25 protein-coding genes and 1 riboswitch are annotated in these 25,448 nt (G+C 66.5%); of the genes, 18 read left to right on the forward strand and 7 right to left on the reverse strand.

Annotated elements, in window-relative coordinates; translation table 11 throughout:
- The first annotated feature begins 88 nt into the window (after window positions 1-88).
- The 4 genes from purL to GAK28_RS13325 all read left to right on the forward strand — a co-directional run bounded on the left by purL (window position 89) and on the right by GAK28_RS13325 (window position 6,518).
- Entirely contained in the window at window positions 89-3,952 is a 3,864-nt protein-coding gene (gene purL / locus GAK28_RS13310; protein WP_291779818.1) for a phosphoribosylformylglycinamidine synthase, read from the forward strand.
- Between the two features lie 19 nt (window positions 3,953-3,971).
- Window positions 3,972-4,820, forward strand: a complete 849-nt coding sequence (locus GAK28_RS13315; RefSeq protein WP_291779821.1) for a glycosyltransferase family 2 protein — start codon at window positions 3,972-3,974, stop codon at window positions 4,818-4,820.
- On the forward strand, window positions 4,817-5,716 hold the full coding sequence (locus GAK28_RS13320; RefSeq protein WP_291779824.1) for a DMT family transporter: 900 nt from the start codon (window positions 4,817-4,819) through the stop codon (window positions 5,714-5,716). The genes GAK28_RS13315 and GAK28_RS13320 overlap by 4 nt, the downstream gene beginning before the upstream one ends.
- A gap of 88 nt (window positions 5,717-5,804) precedes the next feature.
- A complete protein-coding gene (locus tag GAK28_RS13325; protein ID WP_291779827.1) occupies window positions 5,805-6,518 on the forward strand; it encodes a FadR/GntR family transcriptional regulator in 714 nt (237 codons plus the stop codon).
- Window position 6,519: 1 nt separating this feature from the next.
- On the opposite strand, the gene GAK28_RS13330 is transcribed toward GAK28_RS13325, so the two are convergent.
- Window positions 6,520-6,714 (reverse strand): YbdD/YjiX family protein, encoded by a 195-nt coding sequence (locus tag GAK28_RS13330; protein WP_291779829.1) that lies wholly within the window; start codon window positions 6,712-6,714, stop codon window positions 6,520-6,522.
- Between the two features lie 10 nt (window positions 6,715-6,724).
- Window positions 6,725-8,800 carry a carbon starvation CstA family protein gene (locus GAK28_RS13335; protein ID WP_291779833.1) on the reverse strand — a complete coding sequence of 692 codons (2,076 nt, stop codon included), beginning with the start codon at window positions 8,798-8,800 and terminating at the stop codon, window positions 6,725-6,727.
- A 187-nt stretch (window positions 8,801-8,987) separates the two neighbouring features.
- Here GAK28_RS13335 and def point away from each other — a divergent pair, with 187 nt between their 5' ends.
- A complete protein-coding gene (gene def, locus GAK28_RS13340) occupies window positions 8,988-9,524 on the forward strand; it encodes a peptide deformylase (protein ID WP_291779836.1) in 537 nt (178 codons plus the stop codon).
- Between the two features lie 47 nt (window positions 9,525-9,571).
- Here def and GAK28_RS13345 read toward each other — a convergent pair whose 3' ends face one another.
- From GAK28_RS13345 to ettA, 3 genes are all read right to left on the reverse strand, one after another.
- Window positions 9,572-9,955, reverse strand: coding sequence for a DNA-binding protein (locus tag GAK28_RS13345; protein ID WP_291779839.1), 384 nt, complete (start codon window positions 9,953-9,955; stop codon window positions 9,572-9,574).
- 123 nt (window positions 9,956-10,078) lie between these two features.
- Window positions 10,079-10,891, reverse strand: a complete 813-nt coding sequence (gene pyrF, locus GAK28_RS13350) for an orotidine-5'-phosphate decarboxylase (protein WP_291779841.1) — start codon at window positions 10,889-10,891, stop codon at window positions 10,079-10,081.
- A 139-nt stretch (window positions 10,892-11,030) separates the two neighbouring features.
- Entirely contained in the window at window positions 11,031-12,689 is a 1,659-nt protein-coding gene (ettA, locus tag GAK28_RS13355) for an energy-dependent translational throttle protein EttA (RefSeq protein ID WP_291779843.1), read from the reverse strand.
- A gap of 270 nt (window positions 12,690-12,959) precedes the next feature.
- Here ettA and glyA point away from each other — a divergent pair, with 270 nt between their 5' ends.
- From glyA to GAK28_RS13415, 12 genes are all read left to right on the forward strand, one after another.
- Window positions 12,960-14,216, forward strand: a complete 1,257-nt coding sequence (glyA, locus tag GAK28_RS13360; protein ID WP_291779846.1) for a serine hydroxymethyltransferase — start codon at window positions 12,960-12,962, stop codon at window positions 14,214-14,216.
- A 3-nt stretch (window positions 14,217-14,219) separates the two neighbouring features.
- Window positions 14,220-14,735 (forward strand): transcriptional regulator NrdR, encoded by a 516-nt coding sequence (gene nrdR, locus GAK28_RS13365; RefSeq protein ID WP_291779848.1) that lies wholly within the window; start codon window positions 14,220-14,222, stop codon window positions 14,733-14,735.
- Between the two features lie 148 nt (window positions 14,736-14,883).
- Window positions 14,884-15,990, forward strand: coding sequence for a bifunctional diaminohydroxyphosphoribosylaminopyrimidine deaminase/5-amino-6-(5-phosphoribosylamino)uracil reductase RibD (gene ribD / locus GAK28_RS13370; protein WP_291779851.1), 1,107 nt, complete (start codon window positions 14,884-14,886; stop codon window positions 15,988-15,990).
- 147 nt (window positions 15,991-16,137) lie between these two features.
- Complete coding sequence (locus tag GAK28_RS13375) at window positions 16,138-17,106, forward strand: Gfo/Idh/MocA family oxidoreductase (RefSeq protein WP_291779854.1); 969 nt, start codon at window positions 16,138-16,140, stop codon at window positions 17,104-17,106.
- Between the two features lie 152 nt (window positions 17,107-17,258).
- Window positions 17,259-17,407: riboswitch (FMN riboswitch) on the forward strand.
- 127 nt (window positions 17,408-17,534) lie between these two features.
- Entirely contained in the window at window positions 17,535-18,176 is a 642-nt protein-coding gene (locus tag GAK28_RS13380; RefSeq protein ID WP_291779857.1) for a riboflavin synthase, read from the forward strand.
- A gap of 14 nt (window positions 18,177-18,190) precedes the next feature.
- Entirely contained in the window at window positions 18,191-19,282 is a 1,092-nt protein-coding gene (gene ribB, locus GAK28_RS13385; RefSeq protein ID WP_291779860.1) for a 3,4-dihydroxy-2-butanone-4-phosphate synthase, read from the forward strand.
- Window positions 19,283-19,292: 10 nt separating this feature from the next.
- Window positions 19,293-20,222: a muramoyltetrapeptide carboxypeptidase gene (gene ldcA / locus GAK28_RS13390; protein ID WP_291779863.1), complete on the forward strand. Its 930-nt coding sequence runs from the start codon at window positions 19,293-19,295 to the stop codon at window positions 20,220-20,222.
- Window positions 20,223-20,267: 45 nt separating this feature from the next.
- Entirely contained in the window at window positions 20,268-20,735 is a 468-nt protein-coding gene (gene ribE, locus GAK28_RS13395) for a 6,7-dimethyl-8-ribityllumazine synthase (protein ID WP_291779866.1), read from the forward strand.
- Complete coding sequence (gene nusB, locus GAK28_RS13400) at window positions 20,732-21,178, forward strand: transcription antitermination factor NusB (RefSeq protein ID WP_291779869.1); 447 nt, start codon at window positions 20,732-20,734, stop codon at window positions 21,176-21,178. Before ribE ends, nusB begins: the two co-directional genes overlap by 4 nt.
- A gap of 37 nt (window positions 21,179-21,215) precedes the next feature.
- Window positions 21,216-22,169: a thiamine-phosphate kinase gene (gene thiL / locus GAK28_RS13405; protein WP_291779872.1), complete on the forward strand. Its 954-nt coding sequence runs from the start codon at window positions 21,216-21,218 to the stop codon at window positions 22,167-22,169.
- Window positions 22,166-22,669: a phosphatidylglycerophosphatase A gene (locus tag GAK28_RS13410; RefSeq protein ID WP_291779875.1), complete on the forward strand. Its 504-nt coding sequence runs from the start codon at window positions 22,166-22,168 to the stop codon at window positions 22,667-22,669. Before thiL ends, GAK28_RS13410 begins: the two co-directional genes overlap by 4 nt.
- 9 nt (window positions 22,670-22,678) lie before the next feature.
- A complete protein-coding gene (locus GAK28_RS13415) occupies window positions 22,679-23,650 on the forward strand; it encodes an aldo/keto reductase (protein WP_291779878.1) in 972 nt (323 codons plus the stop codon).
- A 235-nt stretch (window positions 23,651-23,885) separates the two neighbouring features.
- Here the strand turns inward: GAK28_RS13415 and GAK28_RS13420 are convergent, their stop codons facing one another.
- Window positions 23,886-24,620 (reverse strand): 16S rRNA (uracil(1498)-N(3))-methyltransferase, encoded by a 735-nt coding sequence (locus GAK28_RS13420; RefSeq protein ID WP_291779881.1) that lies wholly within the window; start codon window positions 24,618-24,620, stop codon window positions 23,886-23,888.
- A gap of 89 nt (window positions 24,621-24,709) precedes the next feature.
- On the opposite strand from GAK28_RS13420, the gene GAK28_RS13425 reads away from it, so the two are divergent.
- Window positions 24,710-25,282, forward strand: a complete 573-nt coding sequence (locus GAK28_RS13425; RefSeq protein WP_291779883.1) for a DsbA family protein — start codon at window positions 24,710-24,712, stop codon at window positions 25,280-25,282.
- Here the strand turns inward: GAK28_RS13425 and GAK28_RS13430 are convergent.
- Window positions 25,245-25,448, reverse strand: a 204-nt coding sequence (locus GAK28_RS13430) for an IS3 family transposase (protein WP_291779886.1), incomplete at its 5' end; no start/stop codon positions are given. The two genes, GAK28_RS13425 and GAK28_RS13430, sit on opposite strands and share 38 nt — an antisense overlap.

Genomic DNA, 25,448 nt, shown 5'->3' on the forward strand with positions numbered 1-25,448 from the left:
CGTACATCCCATGCGCCGCAAGGCCACCATGCTGCCTTGCAACATCATGTAGAATGGGCGTTTTCCAGCTGCGCCTTTTCCCCTCCGTATGATCGCACTCGACGGGCAGAGCGCCCTTTCGCCGTTTCGCCTCGAACGACTGAACGCCCATCTGGAGTCCCTGCACCACGGGACGCGGGTTCAGGCCGCCTGGTTCACGTACTTCGTGGACGCCGCCTCGCCGCCGGAAGGCACGGCCCGCGCCCGGCTTCTGGCCGTGCTGGAAGCCCGCGACGCCGCGCCCGAGGACGCTACCCTCTGGGTCGTACCGCGGCTGAGCACCATCTCGCCCTGGTCGAGCAAGGCCACCGACATCCTCCACGGCGCCGGTTTCGACGTGCGTCGTGTCGAGCGCGGCATCGCCTGGCGCCTCGTCGGCATGCCGGATGCCTCGGACCCCGCCCATGCGGCCGTGATGGCCACGCTGTGCGATCCGATGGTGCAGTCGCCGCTGAGCAGCCTCGCGGAAGCTTCCGGGCTGTTCCTCGTCGGTGAGCCGGGTCCCTTGGGCCACGTGGCACTGGGCGACGACGCCGTCGCCGCCCTGGCCCAGGCCAACAAGACGCTGGGCCTTGCCCTGACCGACGACGAGATCGACTACCTCGCCGAGCGCTACGCCGAGATGGGCCGTGCGCCCACCGACGCCGAACTGATGATGTTCGCGCAGGCCAACTCCGAGCATTGCCGCCACAAGGTATTCAACGCCACCTGGACGCTCGACGGCCAGTCGCAGGACGCCTCGCTGTTCGGCATGATCAAGAACACGCACCAGAAGTCGCCCGCGCATACGCTGTCGGCTTATCACGACAACGCGGCCGTCATCGAGGGCTACGAAGGCGAGCGCCTGTTCGTGAATCCCGACAACGGCGTGTTCCACACGGTGAAGGAAGCCGCGCCGTACGCGATCAAGGTCGAGACGCACAACCATCCCACGGCCATCGCGCCGTGGCCGGGCGCCGCGACGGGTACCGGCGGCGAGATCCGCGACGAAGGCGCGACGGGCCGCGGCGGCAAGCCGAAGGCCGGCCTCACCGGTTTCTCCGTGTCGCATCTGCGTATCCCGGGCCTGCCGCGTCCGTGGGAAAAGGATCGCCCGCTGCCGCCACGCATGGCGTCGGCCTTCGAGATCATGCGTGACGGCCCGCTCGGCGCCGCCGCGTTCAACAACGAATTCGGTCGCCCCGCGCTGGGTGGCTACTTCCGCACCTTCGAGCAGGAAACCGGCGAGAAGGGTGTGCGTCGCGGCTACGACAAGCCGATCATGATCGCCGGCGGCCTCGCCGCGATCCGTCCCGACCACGTGCAGAAGCGCAGCGTGCGTCCGGGCGACAAGGTGATCGTGCTCGGTGGTCCCGCGATGCTCATCGGCCTGGGCGGTGGTGCCGCCTCGTCGGTGGCTTCCGGCACCTCCAGCGCCGAACTCGATTTCGCCTCCGTCCAGCGCGATAACGCCGAGATGGAGCGTCGCTGCCAGCAGGTGATCGACTCGTGCTGGTCGCGTGGCGACCGCAATCCCATCGTCAGCATCCACGATGTGGGTGCGGGCGGTGTGTCCAACGCCATCCCCGAAATCCTCAACGACGCGGGCGTCGGCGGCATCATCGACCTGTCGAAGCTGCCTTGCGACGATCCCACGCTGTCGCCGATGCAGGTGTGGAGCAACGAATCGCAGGAACGCTACGTCCTCGCCATCGGCGAGGAAGACCTGGCGCTGTTCGAATCGTTCTGCGCCCGCGAGCGTTGCCCGTTCGCGGTGGTGGGTGACGCCACTGAAGACGCGCGCCTGATCGTGCGCGACACGCGTCGCGACCTCACCGTGATCGACCTGCGCATGGATGTCCTGTTCGGCAAGCCGCCGCGCATGCATCGCGATGCGTCGCGCGTGAAGCCGCGCGTCGATCTCGTCGCCGACCTCACCGGCATCGGCATGGACGAAGCGCTGATGCGCGTCCTGCGCCTGCCTGCCGTGGGCAGCAAGAACTTCCTGATCACCATCGGCGACCGCACCGTCGGCGGCCTCAACCATCGCGATCCGATGGTTGGCCCATGGCAGGTACCGGTGGCCGACGTTGCCGTGACCATGACGGACTTCAACGGCTATACCGGTGAAGCGATGGCGATGGCCGAGCGCGCACCGATCGCGTTGCTGTCCAGCGCCGACGCCGCGCGCATGGCCGTGGGCGAGGCCATCACCAACATGGCCGCCGCCTCGGTCAGTCTCGACGAGATCCGCCTGTCCGCCAACTGGATGGCCGCGGTAAACCACCCCGGCGAAGATGCCGCGCTGTTCGACGCGGTGAAGGCCGTGGGCATCGAGCTGTGCCCGAGCCTCGACATCTCGATCCCGGTCGGCAAGGACTCCCTGTCCATGCAGACCGTGTGGACCGACGACAACGGCAAGGCGCAGAAGACCGTCTCCCCCGTGTCGCTGGTGATCACCGGTTTCGCCCGCGTGGACGACGTGCGCCGCACGCTCACCCCGCAGCTGAAGCTCGACCGTGGCGATACCGACCTGTGGCTGATCGACCTCGGCGCAGGCCGCGACCGCCTCGGCGGTTCGGCGCTTACCCAGGTCTTCAACCGCGGCGGCGGCGTGCCGCCGGATCTCGACGACGCAAAGCGCCTGCGTGCGATGTTCGAGCTGATCCAGGAAGCCAACCGCTCCGGCCTGCTGCTCGCCTACCACGACCGTGCCGATGGCGGTGCCATCGTCACCCTGCTGGAAATGGCCTTCGCCGGCCGTTGCGGCCTGGAAATCCGCCTCGACGGCTGGGCCGACGCAACGCTGCGCGCCTTGTTCAACGAGGAACTGGGTGCCGTGGTACAGGTGGCTTCGGCCAACCGCGAAGCCTTCGAGCAGTTGCTGGTCAAGCACAACCTCGCCGGCATGACCCACAACGTGGGCCGTCCGAAGGAAAAGCTCGGCATCAAGCTTCACCTCAACGGCGAGACGCCGTTCAAGTGGAACTGGACCGAACTCTTCCGCGCCTGGAACGAAACCAGCCACGCGATGCAGCGCCTGCGCGACAACCCCGCCAGCGCCGACCAGGAAAGCGAATGGCGCCTCGACGACGCCGATCCGGGCATCACGCCGAAGCTCACCTTCGATCCGACCGCCGACATCGCGGCGCCGTACATCGCCACCGGCGTGCGTCCGCGCATCGCCATCCTGCGCGAGCAGGGTGTTAACGGTTCGGTCGAGATGGCGGCGGCGTTCGATCGCGCCGGTTTCGAGGCGGTGGACGTCCACATGACCGATCTCGCCACCGGTCGCCATCACCTGAAGGACTTCCGTGGCCTCGCGGCCTGCGGTGGCTTCTCGTATGGCGACGTGCTCGGCGCCGGTCGCGGCTGGGCCACCTCGATCCTCTACAACGATGCATTGCGTGAGCAGTTCGCCCGTTTCTTCGAGGATGGCTCCAAGTTCGCCCTGGGCGTGTGCAACGGTTGCCAGATGCTGTCGCAGCTGAAGGACATCATCCCCGACGCGAAGCACTGGCCGCAGTTCCTGCGTAACCAGTCCGAACAGTACGAGGCCCGCGTGGCCACGCTCGAGATCCTCGATGCGGGCAGCATCTTCTTCCGTGACATGGTCGGTTCGCGCATTCCCGTCGCCGTGGCGCACGGCGAAGGCCGCGTCCATTTCCCGAGCGCGTGCAGCCCGTCCAAGAGCCACGGCGCGGCGCGTTTCGTCGACAACCGCGGCAAGCCCACCGAACTCTACCCGCTGAACCCGAACGGTTCGCCGGGCGGCCTGGCGGCCTTCACCGCCGCCGACGGTCGCGTCACGATCATGATGCCGCATCCGGAACGCGTGTTCCGTAGCGCGCAGATGAGCTGGCACCCGGAGCAGTGGGGCGAGGATTCGCCGTGGATGCGCATGTTCCGCAATGCGCGCGTCTGGGTCGGTTGAACCACCGGAAGATCCTGCCTTGGCCATTCCCGGTCTTACCAGCATCGTCGTGGTGCTCGCCAACAGCGGGCCCCTGACGCGCGATTGTGTCGAGCAGGCGCTCGCCAGCGACGTGCCCGTCGAGCTGATCCTCGTCGACAACGGATCGGCCGACGGCATCCCCGAATCGCTTGATCGGGCCTATGCGGACGATGCGCGCGTGCGTGTCGTCTACAACCGGGCAAACCTCGGTTTCGGCCCTGCGGTGAATCGAGGCGCCGCCGAGGCGCGTGGCGATCACTTGCTCGTGCTCAATCCGGATTGTCTCGTCGAGCCGGACACGATCGCGCGACTGAGATCGCACGTGGACATCCACACGGCGATCGTGGGTGCGGTGGTTTGCGATGACCAGGGCCGTCCCGACCCGGCGTCACGACGCTACGATCCGCTGCTGCGCCGCGCGATCAACACCAAGCTGGGACGCCCTGGCGGTATCGACATCACCGGTCCGATGCCGGCCGGCGCCGAAGACGTGGAAATCGTCTCGGGTGCGATCATTCTCATGCCGCGTATCGTCTTCGACCGCCTCGGGGGCTTCGACGAGACCTTCTTCCTGCATTGCGAAGACATGGACCTGTGTCGCCGTGCCCGTGATGCGGGCTATCGGGTGATCCTCGCCGGTGACGTGCGTGTGTTGCATGGAAAAGGCGTTTCCAGTCGCCGGCGCCCGGTCTTCGTCAGTCGGCATAAGCATCGCAGCATGTACCTGTGGTTTCGCAGGCACGATCCGATGGCAAAGCATGTCCTCGTGCGAGGCGCGGTGTTCTTCGGTATCTGGGCCCACTTCCTGCTGAAGATTCCCGGCCAGGTCTTGCGGACGCGCCGATGAGCGCGGCCAAGGGCAGTGGCCTCGCCACCCTGGGCCTGCTCGGTGTCACGGCGGTCTGGGGTTCCACCTTCGTCATGATCAAGGATGTCGTGGGGCGTATGCCGCCCATCGATTTCCTCGCCGTGCGTTTCAGCATCGCCGCAGTGACGATGCTCGTGCTGTTCGCCGTTCCGTTGCGTCGGCTCGGACGTGCGCAGACCTTGCGCGGTCTCGCCCTTGGCGTGCTCTACGGCATCGCCCAGTGGTTGCAGACCGAAGGGCTTGCACTTACATCGCCGAGCGTCAGCGGCTTCGTCACGGGCATGTACGTGGTGATCACGCCTATCCTTGCGCTGCTGCTGTTCCGCCAGCGCATGCCCTTGAGCACATGGGGCGCCGTGGTGCTGGCCATGTTCGGGTTGGGCGTGCTGGCGCTCAACGGTTTCAGCATGGATCTCGGCGTGCTGCTGACACTCGGCTCCGCCGCGCTCTACGCGCTGCACATCGTGGGCCTCGGCCACTGGTCGAAGCCGGGTGACGCGTTCGGTATGTCGGCCATCCAGATGATCGGCATCGCTGCGGTGTGCCTGCTGGCGACGCTGCCTCATGGTGGACCGATGTTGCCGCCGGACACCAGCGCCTGGGTCGCCACGCTCTATATGGCGCTGATCGCGGGCGCGCTGGCCATGCTGGTGCAGACCTGGGCTCAGGCCCACATGCCGGCCACGCGTGCCGCCATCGTCATGACCACCGAGCCGGTGTTCGCGGCGGGCTTCGCCGTCGCACTGGGCGTCGACCAACTGACCACGCGCATGCTCGTGGGCGGAGGGCTCGTGCTCGTCGCCATGTACATGGTGGAACTCGCACCGCGCCTGCGTCGCCGCAAGTCGGCGGAAGCGCTCCATCACGAGGTCTGAGCGGCGCTTTACGCTGCGCCGCGTCATCGCAAGAACCCGCGTTGCCAGTAGGATGTGCGCCACTCGAAGGGAGGGGTAGCACGACATCATGGCAGCACGGGCAGCGATCGGCAGGAACCTGCATGCGCGGGTGATCGATGAAATCGGCGAATCCATCGTCGGCGGGGTGTTCCACGCCGGGGATGCGCTACCTGCCGAAGCGCAGCTGGCCGTGCAGATGGAGGTCAGTCGAACCGTCCTGCGCGAAGCGCTCAAGGTGCTTGCCTCCAAAGGCCTCATCGAGACCCGGCAGAAGACCGGCATGCGCGTACGCGATCCGCGCTTCTGGAACCATCTCGACGCCGACGTGCTGGCCTGGCGCTGTGCGTCGATGCCTACCGACGATTTCGTCGAGAAACTGGTGGAGATGCGCGGCATCATCGAGCCCGCTGCCGCGATGGCCGCGGCGCGTCGTCGTGACGCCGATCAGCTCGCGGCCATCGGCCATGCCCTCGATGCCATGGAGCAGGCGGCGGACCTGGACGCCTGGGCGCAGGCCGATCTGCGTTTCCACGAATCGATTCTTGCGGCGACGAACAACGAGCTGCTTAGCTCGTTGTTCTCCGTGATCGAGACCGCCCTGGGCACCTATTTCGTCATGTCGGCGCAGTCGGCTAAGAATTTTCGGTATTCCTTGCCGTACCACCGCGATGTCTACGAGGCCATCCGGCGCCGCCGCCCCAATGAGGCGGCAGCGGCCATGCAAGCGATGATCGTGGACTCGCGGGGTAACCTGCGGCGTGGTCGCCGCAGGTCAACCTGAGTCAGCAGCAGCGTCCGCCCGTGCCCCGGTAGCGGGCTTCCTGTCGTTCCCGGAAGAATTCACCGTAGCTGGGCACGGGGCGCTCGGGGTGATGGGCGCGCAGGTGCCGTACGTAGGCGTCGTAGTCCGGCATGCCGCAGCAGAGGCGGGCGGTCTGCACCGCCCAACGCCATAGTGCTCGTGGGTACTTCAGCATGGCGACCTCCTTACGGTGTGACGCTGGACAGCGCCACGAACGGTTCTTCGTGGGCGGTGACGCGATTGTCCTTCCACGCGCGGTCGATGACCCTTAGCGAGAAGAACAGCATCGTCAGCACCAGCAGCATGAAGGCGGCGGTAAGCGCCATGTCCACGCGGTTATTGGTGACGATACGCTGCATTTCCTCCGCCGTCTTGGCCGGAGCCAGCAGCTTGCCTTCCGCGATGGCGGTCGCGTACTTGTTCGCGGCGGCGGTGAAGCTGATCTTCGCGTCGAACAGTTTCTGCCAGCCAGCCGTGAGGGTGCAGATCACCAGCCACGCGGCCGGCACCGCCGGCACGAGGACATAACGCTCGCGCTTCAGCTTCACGATGACCACCGTGGCAAGCAGCAGGGCGATGGCGGCCAGCATCTGGTTGGCGATGCCGAACAGCGGCCACAGCGTGTTGATGCCGCCCAGCGGATCGACGGCGCCCTGGTAGAGGAAGTAGCCCCACAGGCCCACGCAGATCACGGTGGCAATGATGTTGCTCAGCCAGGAATCGGTGCGCTTCAGCGGCGCCCAGGCCATGCCGGCCAGTTCCTGGATCATGAAGCGGCCGACGCGGGTGCCCGCGTCCACGGTGGTGAGGATGAACAGGGCTTCGAACAGGATGGCGTAGTGATACCAGATGGCCATCATGCCTTCGCCGGGCAGGATGCCGTGGAGCAACTGGGCCATGCCCACCGCCAGCGTCGGCGCACCGCCGGCACGACCGAGGATGCTGCCTTCGCCGATGTTCTTCGCCGTTTCCGCCAGTTCGCTGGGCGTGACCAGGAAACCCCAGTCGCTGATGGTGCGCGCGGCCTGCTCCACGGTGGTGCCGACGATGGCGCCCGGGGAGTTCATGGCGAAATACACGCCCGGGTGCAGCGACGCCGCGGCGATCAACGCCATGATCGCGACGAAGGCCTCCATCAGCATGCCGCCATAGCCCACCATGGTGGCTTCGCGCTCATTGGCCAGCAGCTTGGGCGTGGTACCCGAGGCGATGATCGAATGCCATCCAGATACCGCGCCACAGGCGATGGTGATGAACAGGAAGGGGAACAGGTTGCCCTGGAACACGGGCCCGGAGCCATCGATGAACTGGGTGAACGACGGCATGCGCAGCGACGGGGCGGCCAGCAGGATCGCAAGGGCCAGCAGGGCGATGGTGCCGATCTTGAGGAAGGTGGACAGGTAGTCGCGCGGGGCGAGCAGCAGCCACACCGGCAACACCGAGGCGAAGAAGCCGTAGCCGATCAGCAGCCAGGCCAGCGCCTTCGCGTCGAAGTCGAAGAACGCGGCCAGGGCGGGCGTATCGTTCACCGTCTTGCCGTACCAGATCGAAGCGAGCAGCAGGATCAGACCGATGATCGAGACTTCGAGGATGCGTCCCGGACGGATGTAGCGCAGGTAAAGGCCCATCAGCAGGGCGATGGGAATCGTCGCCGCCACCGTGAACGTGCCCCAGGGGCTGTGCGTCAGCGACTTGACTACGACCAGCGCCAGCACCGCCAGCACGATCATCATCAGCACCAGCACGCCCACCATCGCGATCACACCGGGCACCTCGCCCAGTTCCTCGCGCAGCATGTGGCCGAGCGAGCGGCCGTCGCGACGCAGGGACAGGCCGAGGATCATGAAATCCTGCACGGCGCCGGCGAACACCACGCCGACGAGGATCCACAGCGTGCCGGGGACATAACCCATCTGCGCCGCCAGCACGGGACCGACCAGCGGGCCGGCGCCGGCAATCGCAGCGAAATGATGACCGAACACTACCCATTTGTCGGTCGGCACATAGTCCAGGCCATCGTTGCGGAGCACCGATGGCGTGGCCCGCGAGGGATCCAGTAACAGCACATGGCGGGCGATGAAGCGGCCGTAGAACCGGTAGCCGATGAGAAACACGGCGATCGACGCCGTGACCAGCCAGATGGCGTTGATGGGCTCGCCGCGGCGCAGGGCCACGACGCCGAGGCACCACGCGCCGACGATGGCGATGGCAGTCCACAGGATCTTCCCCGCGGGACTGGGTTTGGGTACGGCGCTATGCATGTCGGGAGCTCCCCTTGCGAATGGGACAAGGGTCGTCCGCGCCGGGGCAGGGGTCAATGTCTGGCGGGGATTTCGCGTATTAGCCATTGGTCGAATGGCCGGAGGCCGGGGATATCGGGCGGGAGGCTTGAGCCGGAGGCCTTCCGGCGCCATGCTCGACATATTCCCCTGTTCCCCAGGTGCCACGATGATTCGCGAAATCCTGAAAATGGGCGACGAGCGCCTCCTACGCGTCGCGCCGCCGGTGCCCGACGCCATGATCGGCTCGGCGGAACTCGACGCCCTCATCGTCGACATGTTCGACACCATGCACCACGCCGGCGGGGTGGGCCTCGCGGCGCCCCAGATCGGTGTCGACCTGCAATTGGTGATCTTCGGTTTCGACAGCAGCGAGCGCTATCCGGACGCGCCGCCGGTGCCGCAGACGATCCTGCTCAATCCAGTGATCACGCCGTTGTCGCAGGACATGGAGGAGGGCTGGGAGGGCTGCCTGTCGGTGCCAGGCCTGCGCGGTGCGGTGAATCGCTATTCGCTCATCCGCTATCAGGGCGTGGACCCGAAGGGCCAACCGATCGACCGCACGGCCGAAGGCTTCCACGCGCGCGTCGTGCAGCACGAATGCGACCACCTGATCGGCCGACTGTATCCTTCGCGTATCACCGACTTTACAAAGTTCGGCTTTACCGAGGTGCTTTTCCCGGGCATGGAGATTGGCGACGACTGAGGCAAATCGCGCGCAAGCGCGCTCCTACAGCGTAGGAGCGCGCTGCTTCATTCGGCTTCGGCCAGGGCCTCGACGATCACCAGCAAGGCCTTGCGGCGTTCCTTGGACAGGCGGCTCACCAGCCCGACCAGGCGAAGCTGTTCGCGCGAATCGGCGCGGTAGAGGGCAGGGCTCTCGCGGACGCCCGTGGCGCCATTGGGTGCGCCGCGGCCGGTGGCGAGCCACTCGAAATTGACGCCGAATCGCACCGCCATGTCGATCTGGCGTTCCAGTTCGGGCAGGCCCAGGTCACTGAGCCATTTTCGTGCGGTTTCCCTACTGACATCGAAAAGATCGGCCAATTGGGTGATTCGGCCGCGGCCTTTCTTCACGCCCGCCATGTCCAGCGCGACATGCAGACGTTGGGAAAAACCTCGGTTGGTAGCTGGCATGACAACTCCGGTGGAACGCGTTGGCGCCTGAAGACCCGGTATTGTTGGATACCCCGGAGTGGCAGCGTAAGCCTTCTGCAGTTGCCAATGCGTGCAATTTGCGACTGCTTTTGGTTTCGCCGCTCAGTGGCGGAACGAGTTGACCAATTTTCTCATTTCATCGGCTGCGCGATGTGCTGCATCGCCGAAGTCCTTGCCCGAGCTCGCGTAAATGATGGCGCGGGACGAGGAAATCATGAGGCCGGTGCCGTCCGGCGTCTTGCCGTGTTGCATCACGGCGGCCACATCGCCGCCCTGGGCGCCGATACCTGGCACGAGCAGCGGCATGTCGCCTACGACGGATCGCACCTTACCGAGCTCTTCCGGCCAGGTAGCGCCCGTGACCAGGGCGCAGTTGCCGTTTCCGTTCCACTCCCGGGCGACGGTCTCGGCCACGCGTACGTAGAGCGGCTGGCCGCCGCAGTCGAGGGCCTGGAAGTCGGCGCCACCGGGGTTGGACGTGCGGCAGAGCAGGATGACGCCCTTGTCGGCGCGCTCGAGGAAAGGTTCGATCGAGTCTCGACCCAGGTACGGGTTGAGCGTGACGGCGTCGGCGTTGTAGCGCTCGAAGGCTTCGGCCGCGTAGTGCTTCGCGGTGGAGCCGATGTCGCCGCGCTTGGCGTCGAGGATGACCGGGATGCCCGGGTGACGGTCGTGGATATGGGCGATCACGCGCTCGAGGGCCCTTTCGGCACGCTGCGCGGCGAAATGGGCGATCTGCGGCTTGAACGCGCAGGCGAGACCGGCCGTGGCGTCGACGATGTCGCGGCAGAAGGTGTAGATGCCTTCTTCGCCGGACAATCCGGCCGGCAGGCGACCCGGCTCGGGATCGAGGCCTACGCAGAGGAGGGAGTCGTTGCGACGCCAGGCGTCCTTCAGGGCGGTCATGAAGTTCATCGGATGGCCTCGCTTGGGAAATGCGTGTGTAGGAGCGCGCTTGCGCGCGATGGGCGGGGCCTGATGGGAGGCCCCGCTTCGTCGCTTCGTTGGCTTATCGCGCGCAAGCGCGCTCCTACAGTGTTGTGTCTGACCTAGGTCAGACGAGCTTCTTGTATTTGACGCGCTTCGGGCCGGCGTCGTCGCCGAGGCGACGCTTCTTGTCGGCTTCGTACTCGTTGTAGTTGCCCGGGAAGAACTCGACGTGCGAGTCGCCTTCGAACGCGATGATGTGCGTGGCGATGCGGTCGAGGAACCAGCGATCGTGGGAAATCACGATCGCGCAGCCCGGGAACTCGAGCAGGGCGTCTTCGAGCGCGCGCAGCGTTTCGACGTCGAGGTCGTTCGACGGTTCGTCGAGCAGCAGCACGTTGCCACCCTGGAGTAGGGTCTTGGCCATGTGCAGGCGGCCACGCTCACCGCCGGACAGCTGGCCGACGATCTTCTGCTGGTCGGTGCCCTTGAAGTTGAAGCGGCCGATGTAGGCGCGCGACTGGATCTCGAAGGTGCCGATGGTGAGGATGTCCGAACCATCGGACACTTCCTGCCATACGTTTTTCTTCGGATCGAGTGCGTCGCGCGACTGGTCGACATAGGTCAGCTTGACCGTATGACCGGTCTTGACCTCGCCGGTGTCCGGCTGTTCCTTGCCGATGATCATCTTCATCAGCGTGGACTTGCCGGCACCGTTCGGACCGATCACGCCAACGATGGCACCGGCCGGGATCTTGAACGAGAGGTCTTCGATCAGCACGCGGTCGCCGAACGACTTGGTGACGTTCTTGAACTCGATGACTTCCTGGCCCAGGCGCTCGCCCGGCGGGATGAAGATCTCGTTCGTTTCATTGCGGCGCTGGTACTCGACCGAGTTCAGCTCTTCGAAACGGTTCAGGCGCGCCTTGCCCTTCGACTGGCGGCCCTTGGCGGCCGAGCGCACCCATTCCAGTTCCTTCTTGAGGGCCTTCTGGCGCGACTTTTCCTGGTTGGCTTCCTGCGCGAGGCGTTCGCCCTTCTGCTCCAGCCACTCGGTGTAGTTGCCCTTCCAAGGAATGCCGCGGCCGCGGTCGAGCTCGAGGATCCACTCGGCGGCGTTGTCGAGGAAGTAGCGGTCATGGGTGACCGCCACGACGGTGCCAGGGTAGTCGTGCAGGAAGGTTTCCAGCCAGTCGACCGATTCGGCGTCGAGATGGTTGGTCGGCTCGTCGAGCAGGAGCATGTCGGGCTTGGAAAGCAGCAGACGGCAAAGCGCTACGCGACGCTTCTCACCACCGGAGAGAGGACCGATTTTGGCATCCCACGCAGGCAGGCGAAGGGCATCGGCGGCCACTTCGAGCTGACGCTCGAGCGCGTGGGCGTCGTTGGCGGCGAGGAGGCCTTCGAGGGCCTCCTGCTCTTTGGCGAGCTTGTCGAAGTCCGCGCCGTCCTCGGCGTAGGCGGCATAGACCTCCTCAAGGCGCTTCTGCGCGTCGAGCACGTCGGATACGCCTTCTTCCACTGCTTCGCGGACGGTCTTCTCCGGATCGAGATCTGGCTCCTGGGCGAGGTAGCCGATCTTGGTGCCCGGGTTGGCACGGGCTTCGCCCTGGAAGTCGGTGTCCACGCCGGCCATGATCTTCAGCACGGTCGACTTGCCCGCACCGTTGATGCCCAGCAGGCCGATCTTGGCGCCAGGGAAGAACGACAGTGAGATGTCCTTGATGATCTCCCGTTTCGGGGGGACGATCTTGCTCACCTTGTTCATGGTGTAGATGTATTGCATGGACGCTCCGTCAGGAAAGCCGTGCCCAGGGACAGGGGGATTCCCGTCGGGCAAACCCCGATTATAGCGGGCTTGCCGGGCAGTTGCCGGGTGGCCACGGTTGGCCGCCGGCCGGGCCATGGCGGTCCAACGGCTGCCGCTACCGGGCCGGGCTCCCGAGCGATTCCCTTGCGAATCAGGTGCCTGCGCAAAGGACCGGACCAGTGGCCGCAAATCCCCACGGGCGTTACACTTTCGGTCTTAACTCCCCACCCGCACCACGAGGTCGAAATGTTCCCGAAGGATGCAACGATCGCAGGCTATGACGACGAGCTCGCCAAGGCCATCGCCGACGAATCCCGCCGTCAGGAGGATCACGTCGAGCTGATCGCCTCGGAGAACTACGCCAGCCCGCGCGTGATGGAGGCCCAGGGTTCCTCGCTCACCAACAAGTACGCCGAAGGCTATCCCGGCAAGCGTTACTACGGTGGTTGCGAATATGTCGACGTCGCCGAGAAGCTGGCCATCGACCGCCTGAAGCAGCTCTTCGGCGCCGACTACGCCAACGTGCAGCCGCATTCGGGTTCGCAGGCCAACCAGGCCGTCTACTTCGCGCTGCTCCAGCCGGGCGACACCATCCTGGGCATGAGCCTGGCCCACGGCGGCCACCTTACCCACGGCGCCAAGGTCAACCTGTCGGGCAAAATCTTCAACGCGGTGCAGTACGGCATCGACCCGGAAACTGGCTTGGTCAACTACGACGAGGTCGAGAAGCTCGCCGTCGAGCACAAGCCGAAGATGATCGTCGCCGGTTTCTCCGCCTACTCGCAGATCCTCGACTGGGCGCGCTTCCGCGCCATCGCCGATAAGGTCGGCGCCTACCTGTTCGTCGACATGGCCCATATCGCCGGCCTCGTCGCCGCAGGCGTCTATCCGAGCCCGCTGCCGCACGCCCATGTCGTCACCTCGACCACCCACAAGACCCTACGCGGTCCGCGCGGCGGCATCATCGTGGCCAAGGGCCTCGGCGAAGAGATCGAAAAGAAGCTCCAGTCCGTGGTGTTCCCGGGCATCCAGGGCGGCCCCCTGATGCACGTCATCGCCGCCAAGGCGGTGGCCTTCAAGGAAGCCCTGGAGCCGGCGTTCACCGAGTACCAGAAGCAGGTCGTGGCCAACGCCAAGGCCATGGCGAAGACGCTCATCGCTCGCGGCTACAAGGTCGTGTCCGGCGGCACCGAGAACCACCTGATGCTGGTCGACCTGATCGGTCGCGACGTCACCGGCAAGGATGCGGAAGCCGCTCTGGGCAAGGCCCACATCACGGTCAACAAGAACGCCGTGCCCAACGACCCGCGCTCGCCCTTCGTTACCTCGGGTCTGCGCGTCGGCACACCGGCGATCACCACCCGCGGCTACAAGGAAGCCGACACGGTGGAGCTGGCCAACTGGATCTGCGACGTGCTCGACGCGCCGGCCGACGAAGCGGTGCTCGCTTCGGTCCGCGAGAAGGTCACGGCGCAGTGCAAGAAGTTCCCGGTCTACGGCTGATCGATGCACTGTCCGTTCTGCCAGCATGAAGACACCCGCGTCATCGATTCCCGTCTGACCGAAGACGGTGGCACGGTGCGCCGGCGACGCGAGTGTCCGCAATGCGGCGAACGCTTCAACACCTTCGAAACCGCCGAGTTGAAGCTCCCGGCGATCGTCAAGTCAGGCGATCGTCGCGAGCCGTTCGACGAGCACAAGCTCAGGGTGAGTTTCGAGCGTGCGTTGCAGAAGCGCCCGGTGGCGAGCGACGCGGTCGATGCCGCCATGCGTGCCGTCACGAACGACCTGCGCCGCTGCGGCGAGCGCGAAGTGCCGTCGCGGCAGGTGGGCGAGCTGGTGATGCGCGAACTCAAGGCGCTCGATCAGGTGGCCTACGTGCGCTTCGCCTCGGTGTATCGCCGCTTCGAGGATGTCCACGCGTTCCGCGAGGAAATCGAGAAGCTGGAGCGCGACCTGCCCAAGATCGAAGGCCTGCAGCTCCCGCTGCTGGACGTGGGCAAGTGCGGCCGCAAGAGCTGATATCTCCGTAGGAGCGCGCTTGCGCGCGATGCCGGTTCGCGATATCGCCCGGTTCTGCCTCACCGCCAGCCCCCATCGCGCGCAAGCGCGCTCCTACAGGTCTCCCTTAGGGGGAGGAGGAGTGGCGGGCGATCTGCGAGAATGGGGCATGTCCAAGCCCTTCTTCCCCGCCCTCGACCACGTCCATATGGCGCATGCCTTGCGTCTCGCGGAGCGTGGACTCCACACCACCCAGCCCAACCCGCGCGTCGGCTGCGTCATCGCGCGTGGCGAGACCGTGCTGGGTACCGGCTGGCATCCGCAGGCCGGCCAGCCGCATGCGGAGGTGTTCGCGCTGCGCGAGGCGGGTGAGTCCGCCCGTGGCGCCACCGCCTACGTCACGCTGGAGCCTTGCGCGCATCATGGCCGCACGCCGCCTTGCGCCGACGCGCTGGTCGCCGCGGGCGTGGGGCGCGTGGTCATCGCGCATGAGGATCCCTTCGACCAAGTCGCCGGCAAGGGCATCGAGAAGCTCCGCGCCGCCGGTATCGGCGTGCAGTTGGGCCTGATGCGCGACAAGGCCCACGAACTGAACATCGGGTTCTTCAGTCGCATCCAGCGCGGACGCCCCTGGGTGCGGGTAAAGCTGGCCATGAGTCTCGACGGCCGTACCGGCCTGGCGGATGGATCGTCCAAGTGGATCACCGGCGAGGCAGCACGTGCCGACGTGCAGCGCTGGCGCGCCCGTGCGTCCGCGATCCTCTCGGCTAGCGGCACCGTGCTCGCCGACGATCCCCGTCTCACCGTGCGCTTGCCCGAGGGCGAGGCCTTCGTTCCGCCGCTGCGGGCGATCCTCGATACGTCGCTGCGTACGCCGGCGGGCGCCACCGTGCTCGACGCGCAGGCACCGACGGTGCTGTTCCACGCCCCGGATGCCGAGGTTCCCGCGCACCTGCGCGACGTGCGCCGCGTTGAGATCCGCCGCGACGAGGGCGGCCTCGACCTGCGGGCGGCGCTGCACTGGCTCGCACTGAACGACGTCAACGAAGTCCATGTCGAAGCCGGTCCCGTGCTCTGCGGCGCTTTGCTGGCGCAGGGCCTGGCCGATGAGCTGCTGGTCTATGTGGCACCCATCCTGCTCGGCAACACGGCGCGCCCGATGCTGCACCTGCCGCCGCTGGACGACATGGCCTCGCGCTGGAAACTGGAAACCGTGGACCGCCGCCAGGTCGGCGACGACATGCGCCTGCTGATGCGTCCCACACTCCATGCCTGACGTATCGCCACCTATCGTCATTCCCGCGAAAGCGGGAATCCAGCGCCTCGGTCCGTGGTTGTCGCGAAAGCGCCGCATCGACGTTCCGCTTCGGTCGAGCGTTCGGCGCTGTGCTTCTGCGTTCGCAGGAGCGACGGATCGTCGGCCATGACGCGTATCCGTTGGGGCATCGTAGGCTGTGGCGCGGTGACCGAGGTCAAGAGCGGCCCGGCGTTCTCGAAGATGCCCGACTCCTCGCTGGTCGCGGTGATGCGTCGGGATGGCGACAAGGCGCGTGACTATGCGTCCCGCCACGGCGTGCCGCGCTGGTACGACGATGCCGACGCGCTGATCGCCGATCCGGAGGTCGATGCCGTGTACATCGCCACGCCGCCGTCCAGTCATCGCGAGCACGCGTTGAAGGCGATCGCGGCGGGCAAGCCCGTCTACCTCGAAAAGCCCATGGCGATGAATCATCGCGAATGCATGGATATCGTCGAGGCGGGCAGGGCGGCCAACGTGCCGGTGTTTGTCGCGTACTACCGGCGCGCATTGCCCCGTTTCACCACCATCCAGCGGCTGCTGCGCGACGGGGCGATCGGCACGCCGCGCCTGGTGAACGTGCTGCTGCATCATCCGTTCGAAGCCCGCTATCGCGATCCAGGTCACCTGCCATGGACCGTGCGGCCGGAGATCTCCGGCGGCGGCATCTTCGTGGACATCGGTTGCCACACGCTCGATATCCTCGATTTCCTGCTGGGCCCCATCGTGGATGCGCGCGGCATGAGCAGGAATCAGATGGCCGCCTATCCGGCCGAAGACAGCGTCGCCATGGCCTTCGCCTTCGGTAGCGGTGTACTCGGCACCGGCCTGTGGAACTTCGGCGCGGATCGACGGGAAGACCGGGTGGAGATCGTGGGCGACCGCGGTCGGCTGGTGTTCGCCACGTTTGGCGACGGGCCGATCCGGGTCGAGTCCGATGGGCGGGTCGACGAGGTTCGTATCGCCAACCCAGAGCACATCCAGCAGCCCCTGATCGCCACGGTGGTCGACGCGCTCCTCGGGCGGGGCACATGCCCCTCGACCGGCGACACCGCTGCCCGCACGAGCTGGGTCATGGATCAGGTCCTCCCGTAGGAGCGCGCTTGCGCGCGATCCCGGGCCGGTCAACGCCTCACCGCGAGCACCCATCGCGCGCAAGCGCGCTCCTACAAGACATCTTGATATTCGTTCGTGCGCCCCCATCCCGCCTGAGGCACGAGGTGGCGCCATGCTATCCTCGTGTCTTACAGCGTCTTCAGGGCGGGGCGAAACTCCCCACCGGCGGTAGGTCTCCTTCGGGAGGCGAGCCCGCGAGCGCTCCCGGTCCATCGGGAGGTCAGCAGATCCGGTCGAATGCCGGAGCCGACGGTTATAGTCCGGATGAAAGAAGACGGTGGCACGGTTTCCCTTCGCGGGGAGGCGTGTCGCCATGCGCCTTGGGGCGTTTTTCGCTCACCACCGCGGGAAACGTTTCATGAAAAACTACAGCTGCACCGTCGCCTCCCTGCAAGGAGGCCACTGACATGTTCACCGGCATCATCCAGGCCGTGGGTCGCATCGCACGACTCGAACCGCGCGGTGGCGACGTTCGCCTCGTCGTGGACACCGGCAACCTCGACATGACCGATGTCGCCCTGGGCGACAGCATCGCCGTGTCCGGCGTCTGCCTCACGGTCATCGAATTCGACGCGTCGAGCTTCGCCGCCGATGTGTCCAACGAAACGCTCGCCCATATCTCGCTTGGTACCTACAAGACCGGCGACAATGTGAACCTGGAGAAGGCTCTGCGCCTTGCCGATCGCCTGGGCGGCCACCTCGTGTCCGGTCACGTCGACGGCACCGGCAAGGTCGTCTCCATCGTTCCCGATGGCCGTTCCCTGAGCTGGACGTTCGAAGTGCCGCGCGACCTGGCGCGCTACATCGCGCACAAGGGCTCGGTCTGCATCGACGGCACCAGCCTCACGGTGAACGAGGTCAACGGCAATCGCTTCGGGGTGAACCTCATCCCGCACACCGTCGACAACACCACCTTCGTCGCGCGTCGCGCCGGCGATGCGGTGAACATCGAAGTGGACGTCGTCGCCCGCTACGTCGAACGCCTACTCTCGGCAGGCGAGGCACCGCGCCTCGACGAGGCTTTCCTGAAGCAGCACGGCTTCGCCTGATTCGGAACCCGCCCATGGCATTCAACACCATCCCCGAGATCGTCGAGGACCTGCGCAACGGACGCATGGTCGTGATCCTTGACGACGAAGACCGCGAGAACGAAGGCGACATCGTGATGGCCGCCGAGAAGGTGCGTCCCGAGGACGTCAACTTCATGGTCAAGGAAGCGCGCGGCCTGTTGTGCCTGACGCTTACCGAGCAGCGTACGCGCCAGCTCGGCCTGAAGCCGATGGTCAGCGACAACAACTCGCCGTACCACACCAACTTCACCGTCTCGATCGAGGCGGCCGAGGGCGTCACCACCGGCATCTCGGCGCATGACCGCGCACGGACGTTGCAGGTGGCGGTGGCGAAGGACGCCACGCCCGCGGACATCACCATGCCGGGCCACATCTTCCCGCTTACCGCGCAGGCCGGTGGCGTGCTCACGCGCGCCGGCCACACCGAGGCCGGTTGCGACCTCGCGGCGCTGGCGGGTCTCGAACCGGCGTCCGTGCTGATCGAGATCCTGCACGACGATGGCTCGATGGCCCGTCGTCCCGAACTGGAAGCCTTCGCGGCCAAGCATGGCCTCAAGATCGGCACCATCGCGGACCTGATCCGCTATCGCCTGGAAACCGAGAAGACCGTCGAGCGCGTCTTCGAGGAAGACGTGGACACCGAGTTCGGTGCCTTCCGCCTCGTGGCCTTCCGTGACGCGATCCGCAAGGGCCTGCACTTCGCGCTGACCCTCGGTAACGTGGGCGATGGGGAGCCGGTGCTCACCCGCGTGCATGTGCGCAACACGTTGTCCGACGTGCTTCACCTGCGCCGCGACGACCTCGGCCAGACCGTGACCGAAGCCCTGCGGCGTATCGCCGAGGAAGGACGTGGCGTGCTGCTGGTGTTGTCGGGCGAGGACACCGCTGACGCGCTGCTGGCCCGCCTTCGTCGCGACGCGGCTCCCGTGCCCGCACCGAAGGACGACCAGGAGTGGCGGCAGCTCGGCCTCGGCGCGCAGATCCTCGCCGACCTCGGCGTGAAGCGCCTCGTGGTCATCGGGACGCCCCGCAAATTCGTCGGTATCGCCGGCTTCGGGCTTGAAGTGGTCGGGCAGGCCAGTTAAACACGTCACCATGCCTGCCTCCTACGACATCCGCCTGTTCGCTCCCGCCGGTTACTCCCACAACGCCGAGGCCATGAGCCGGGGCATCGACCGGCTGGAAGCCGCCGGTCATCGCCTGTCGGGCAAGGACGTCCTCGACCGGCGCGACTTGCGTTTCGCGGGGACGGACGAGCAACGGGCCGCGGATATCAACGCCCTGGCCGATGCCTCGCGTCCGCTGCCCGACGTGATGCTGGCCATCCGCGGCGGTTATGGGGCCCACCCCCTGTTGCCGCTGCTGGACTACGAGGGGCTCGGCCGGTTGCGGGATGCGCCCATGGCCCTGGTCGGCCACAGCGACTTCACGGCGTTGCAGTGCGCCCTGCTGGCCCGTAGCGGCGTGGCGACGCTGGGCGGTCCCATGCTCGGCGCCGATTTCGGCGCGCCGGCGCTGGACCCGCTTACCTGGGACCACTTCTGGCAGGTACTGGGGGCCGACGAGGCCGAGGCCAGCTGGGACGCCCAGGACACGGAGGACCTCGAGGTCGCCGGCACGATCTGGGGCGGCAACCTCGCCATGCTCACCAGCCTGGTGGGTACCGATTATTTCCCCCGAATCGAGGGCGGCATCCTCTTCATCGAGGACATCGCCGAGCCACCGTATAGGGTGGAACGGATGCTCTACCACCTCATCCACGCGGGCGTGCTGGGCCGCCAGAAGGCCCTGGTGCTGGGCGATTTCACCAGCTACCGGGTGGCCGGCTACGACAATGGCTACGACCTGCCGGTTACCTTCGAGCGAATCGCCGCCGCGGCGGGTATCCCCGTGGTCCAGGGCCTCGCCTTCGGCCACGCGCCCGCCAAGTTCACCTTGCCGTTCGGCGTCCCGGGCTCGCTCCGGGTGAACGCCGGTCGGGCCCGGTTGGCCTTCAGCGGCCATCCCCGGCCCAAAACCCCGTAAAATATCCGGCCGCCAGGCGGCCGATCCGCCATCAGGACACCCCACATGAAGATCATCGAAGGCGATTTCGCCACTCCCAAGGGCCGTTTCGCCATCGTCGCCGGCCGTTTCAACGCGTTCGTCGTCGAGCCGCTGGTGGAAGGTGCGCGCGACGCGCTGGTCCGTCACGGCGTGAAGGACGACGCGATCGACCTGATCCGCGTCCCGGGCGCCTGGGAAATCGCACAGGCCGCCTACAAGGTCGCCGGCTCCGGCAAGTACGCGGCCGTGATCGGCCTCGGTGCCGTCATCCGTGGCTCGACGCCGCACTTCGACTACGTGGCCGGCGAAGCCGCCAAGGGCCTGGGCCAGGCCGCCTATGCCTCCGGCGTGCCGGTCTGCTTCGGTGTGCTCACCACCGACAGCATCGAGCAGGCGATCGAGCGTGCCGGTACCAAGGCCGGCAACAAGGGCGCCGACGCGGCCATGGTCGCGATCGAGATGACCAACCTCTACGCGAAGCTCGGCAAATGACCAACTCTCCCCAGGGCATCGATCTCGCCGCGCGTTCGCGCGCCCGTCGCCGCGCGCTGCAGGCCCTCTACGCCTGGCAGGTCGGCGGTAGCCGGATGGGCCAGGTCATCGCGCAGTTCCGTCACGAGCAGGACATGGAAGTGGCCGACCTCGAGTACTTCGAGGACCTCCTGCGCGGCATCGAGCAGCACGTCGCCGAACTCGACGAGGGCATCAAGCCCTTCGTGGATCGCGAAGTGGGCCAGATCGATCCGATCGAGCGCGCCGCGCTGCGCATGGGCGCCTACGAGCTGAAGTACCGTCCGGACGTGCCCTACCGCGTCGTCATCAACGAGGCGGTGGAAGCCACCAAGCGCTTCGGCGCCGACCACGGCCACAGCTATGTGAACGGTGTTCTCGACAAGCTCGCGACGCATTGGCGTACGGCCGAGAAGCGATCCTGAGGGAAAGCGCGATTCCTCGCGCGCTAAGAGGGCACGCATGGAATTCGACCTGATTGAACGCATCCGCCAGCGCACGGCGTCGCATCGCGACGACGTGCGTCTTGGCATCGGCGACGACGCCGCTGTCGTCGCCGTCCCTTCCGGGCGTGAACTGGCGATCGCCGTGGACACGCTCGTCGAAGGCATCCATTTTCCGGTAGGCACCGCCCCGGCCGACATCGGCTGGAAGGCGCTCGCGGTGAATCTTTCCGATCTCGCGGCCATGGGCGCTACGCCGGCCTGGGCGTTGCTGGCGCTCACGCTGCCGACGCAGGACGAAGCCTTCATTGATGGCCTCGCCCAGGGCTTCGCCGAACTGGCCACGCCGTTCCGTCTCGCGCTCATCGGTGGCGACACCACGCGTGGCCCGCTCACCGTCACGGTGGCCGTGCATGGCTTTACTGCGCCGGAGGAAGCGCTGTTGCGCTCCACCGCACGCGTCGGCGACGTGGTGATGGTCACCGGCACGCTGGGCGATGCCGCCGCCGGCCTGCGTTGCCTTGCCGAGGCCGATCCCTCGCCGTACGGCGAACTCATCGGTCGGCTCAACCGGCCCACGCCACGCGTGTCGGCGGGCCAGGCGCTGCGCGGCATCGCCACCGCCTGCATCGACGTGTCCGACGGCCTCGTCGCCGATTTGGGCCATATCTGCGCCCAGAGCGGCGTGGGCGCCGAGATCGACGCGGCGTTGCTTCCGCGTTCGTCGGCCATGCTCACCCACTTCCACGACGCCGACGCCATCGACTTCGCGCTGGGTGGCGGTGACGACTACGAACTGTGCTTCACCGTGTCCGCCGAGCGCGCCGGTGACCTGGCGGCCGATCTCGCCCGGTTGGGCTGCGGCGCCACGCGCATCGGCCGTGTCGTCGAAGGCCAGGGCGTGCGCGTCATCGGCCTCGATGGCGAAGCGCTCGTGCCGTCACGTGCCGGCTGGAACCATTTCACCGCATGAGCAGCACCAAGTACGTTCTCGATCCGGCGGACCGCCGTCGCCTGCTGGCCTCGCCGGCCGGCTGGATCGCCTGTGGCTTCGGCTCGGGGCTGACGCCGAAGGCGCAGGGCACGGCCGGCTCGCTCGCCGCGATCCTGCCCTGGCTGCTGTTGCGCGATCTTTCGCTTACCGCATGGACGGTCGTGATCGTGCTGGGTTTCGCGCTGGGTGTATGGGCCTGCGACCGCGCCGGACGCATCCTGGGCGTGGACGATCACCGCAGCCTGGTCTGGGACGAGTTCATCGGACAGTGGGTCGCGTTGCTGCCCGCGCTGTTCGCGCCGTGGTGGGCCGTCGTCCTAGGCTTCGTGCTGTTCCGTGTGTTCGATGTCGCCAAGCCACCGCCGATCGGCTGGTTCGATCGCCGTGTGAAGGGCGGTCTCGGTGTCATGCTGGATGACCTGATCGCGGGTATCTTCGCCGCGGTGTTGCTGTATCTCGTGCTTTCGTTCACCCGTTAGGAACCTTCCATGGAATATCGCCGCCTTGGTGCCACCGGCCTCAAGCTTTCCGCGCTGTCTTACGGCGCCTGGGTCACATTCGGGCGGCAGGTGGGACGTTCCGCGGCGCGTGAGCTCATCGCGCTGGCCTACGACAGCGGCGTGAATTTCTTCGACAACGCCGAAACGTACAACGCCGGCGAAGCAGAGAAATTGATGGGCGACGTGATCGCCGACCTGCGTCTGCCGCGCGATGCGTACTGTGTGTCGAGCAAGGTGTACTTCGGTGCCAGCATCGATCCGAAGCCCACGCAGCGGGGCCTTTCCCGCAAGCATGTGTTCGATGCCTGCCACCAGGCGCTGGACCGCCTGCGCGTGGATTACCTCGACCTGTACTTCTGCCATCGTCCCGATCCGGACACGCCGGTGCTCGAGACCGTCTGGGCGATGGACACGCTGGTCCGCCAGGGCAAGGTGCTCTACTGGGGCACGAGCGAATGGCCGGCCACGCTGATCGAGGAGGCCCATCGCGTGGCGCGCGAGAACCATCTCGTGCCGCCGTCGATGGAGCAGCCGCAGTACAACCTGTTGCACCGTGAGCGCGTGGAGAACGAATACGCGTCGCTTTGCGCGGACCACGGCATGGGCACGACGATCTGGTCGCCGCTGGCCTCGGGCCTGCTTACCGGCAAGTACAACGATGGCATTCCGGAAGACTCGCGCCTGGGGTTGCCCGCCAATGCCTGGTTGCGCGACGAACTCACCGCCAATGACGGCGCCAAGTTGAAGACGGTCCGTGCCCTGGCGCCGATTGCCGCCGAACTGGACATGCCGCTGTCGCGCCTCGCGCTGGCGTGGTGCCTGAAGAACCCGAACGTCTCGACGGTGATCCTCGGCGCAAGCCGCAAGGAGCAACTGGCGGAAAACCTGCTGGCGCTGGACGCCATGCCGCTGCTTACCAACGACGTCATGTCCCGCATCAAGGCTACCGCGACCATGTAGGAGCGCGCTTGCGCGCGATGCCTCAGGATGGCTATTGCGGGTGAAGCCTTGCAACGCATCGACGCCATGCCGGCTGCCGCCGGACAGGGCCTGGTAGGAGCGCGCTTGCGCGCGATGCCTCAGGATGGCTATCGCGGGTGAAGCCTTGCGACGCATCGACACCATGCCGGCTGCCGCCGGATCGCGCGCAAGCGCGCTCCTACGAGGTGGCGTTTACGGGATTAGCGACGCGCTTCTATACGTCGCCGTAGAGCGCTTGCAGCGCCGCGATGGCGGCAAGGCCGGCGGTTTCGGTGCGCAGGATGCGGGGGCCCAGCTTCAGTCCGGTGAAACCCGATGCCGCCAGCGCGGCGCGGTCGCGTTCGCCGAAGCCGCCTTCCGGGCCGATGGCTAGGATCGCCGCGTCGGTCAGGGCCAGCTCGCCGGGACGCTTCGTACCCTCCGGCAGCAGGGCGAGCCGCATCGGGCCGCCGTCGCCGAACGAGCCCAGCCACGCCGCCAGCGACACGGCCGGTTCGATCACGGGCACCCGGGCCCGTCCTGACTGCTCGCACGCGCTGGCCGCCACCGCGCGCCAGTGCTGCAGGCGTTTTTCGGCACGCGCGGCGTCGAGCTTCACCTCGGAACGCTCGGTAAGGATCGGTACGATCCGCGCGATGCCCAGCTCGGTGGCCTTCTGCACGATGAGGTCCATCTTCTCGCCGCGTGCCACGCCCTGGGCGAGGGTGAGCGAAAGCGGCGATTCATTCCCGACCGTGCGTCCTTCACCGACCGCGGCGACCACCTCGCGCTTGCCCACTGCGCTCAGCGTGGCCTCGTATTCCATGCCGTCGTCGCCGGAAAACAGCACGACCGGCGCGCCGACATCCAGCCGCAGCACGCGGGCGACGTGCTCGCCAGCCTGGGCGGGGAGGGTGATGTCCGTGCCGCTGGCCAGCGGACGGTCGACATGGATACGGATGGTGCGCATGGGGCGGTCTGACGCAGGCAACGGATCGCGCATTGTAGCGAGCCACGGCCCCCGTTATCGTCGGGCGACCTCGCGAGGGAGCCCAAGGCATGTCGATCGTCTGGTACTTCGATTTCGTCTCGCCGTTCTGCTGGCTGCAATGGCCCTCGGTTCGTCGCCTTGCCGAGGAGCGCGAGGTCATCCTCCGGCCGATCCTGTTCGGCGCCCTGTTGAATGCGATGGAACAGCGCGGACCGGCGGAAATCCCCCGCAAACGAGAGTTCAGCTATCGCTACGCCCTCTGGCGCGCGCGGCAGGCCGGCACGCCGCTGAAGTTTCCGCCGGCCCACCCCTTCAATCCGCTGCCGGCCCTGCGCCTGTGTGTCGCCGCCGGTGCTACCCCCGAGGCGGTAGGCACCCTCTACGAATGGATCTGGGCGCACGGCCGTCCGGCGGACAGCGTGGAGGCGCTGGCTCCGCTGGGCACGGCGCTAGGCATCGACGACATGGCTACCGCGCTCTCATCGTCCGAGGTGAAGGCCACTCTGCAACGCAACTTCGAGCTGGCTCTCGCGGAGAAGGTGTTCGGCGTGCCGATGCTCGCCATCGATGGTGTGATCTTGCCCCTGATTTACGGACACCTATCTAAGCGACATTGGCCAGCTCGTACTGCTCTGGGCTGAGGTAGCCCAGGGTCGAGTGCAGCCGGATCCGATTGTAGTCAACCTCAATGTAGTCAAACACATGAGCCTTGGCCTGCTCCCGTGTGGCGAGGTGTTCACCATGGATGGCCTCGACCTTCAGACTGTGGTTCCAACTCTCCATTGCTGCGTTGTCGTAGCAGTTGCC

Source organism: Luteibacter sp., from assembly GCF_009912395.1.
Taxonomy (GTDB): Bacteria; Pseudomonadota; Gammaproteobacteria; order Xanthomonadales; family Rhodanobacteraceae; genus Luteibacter.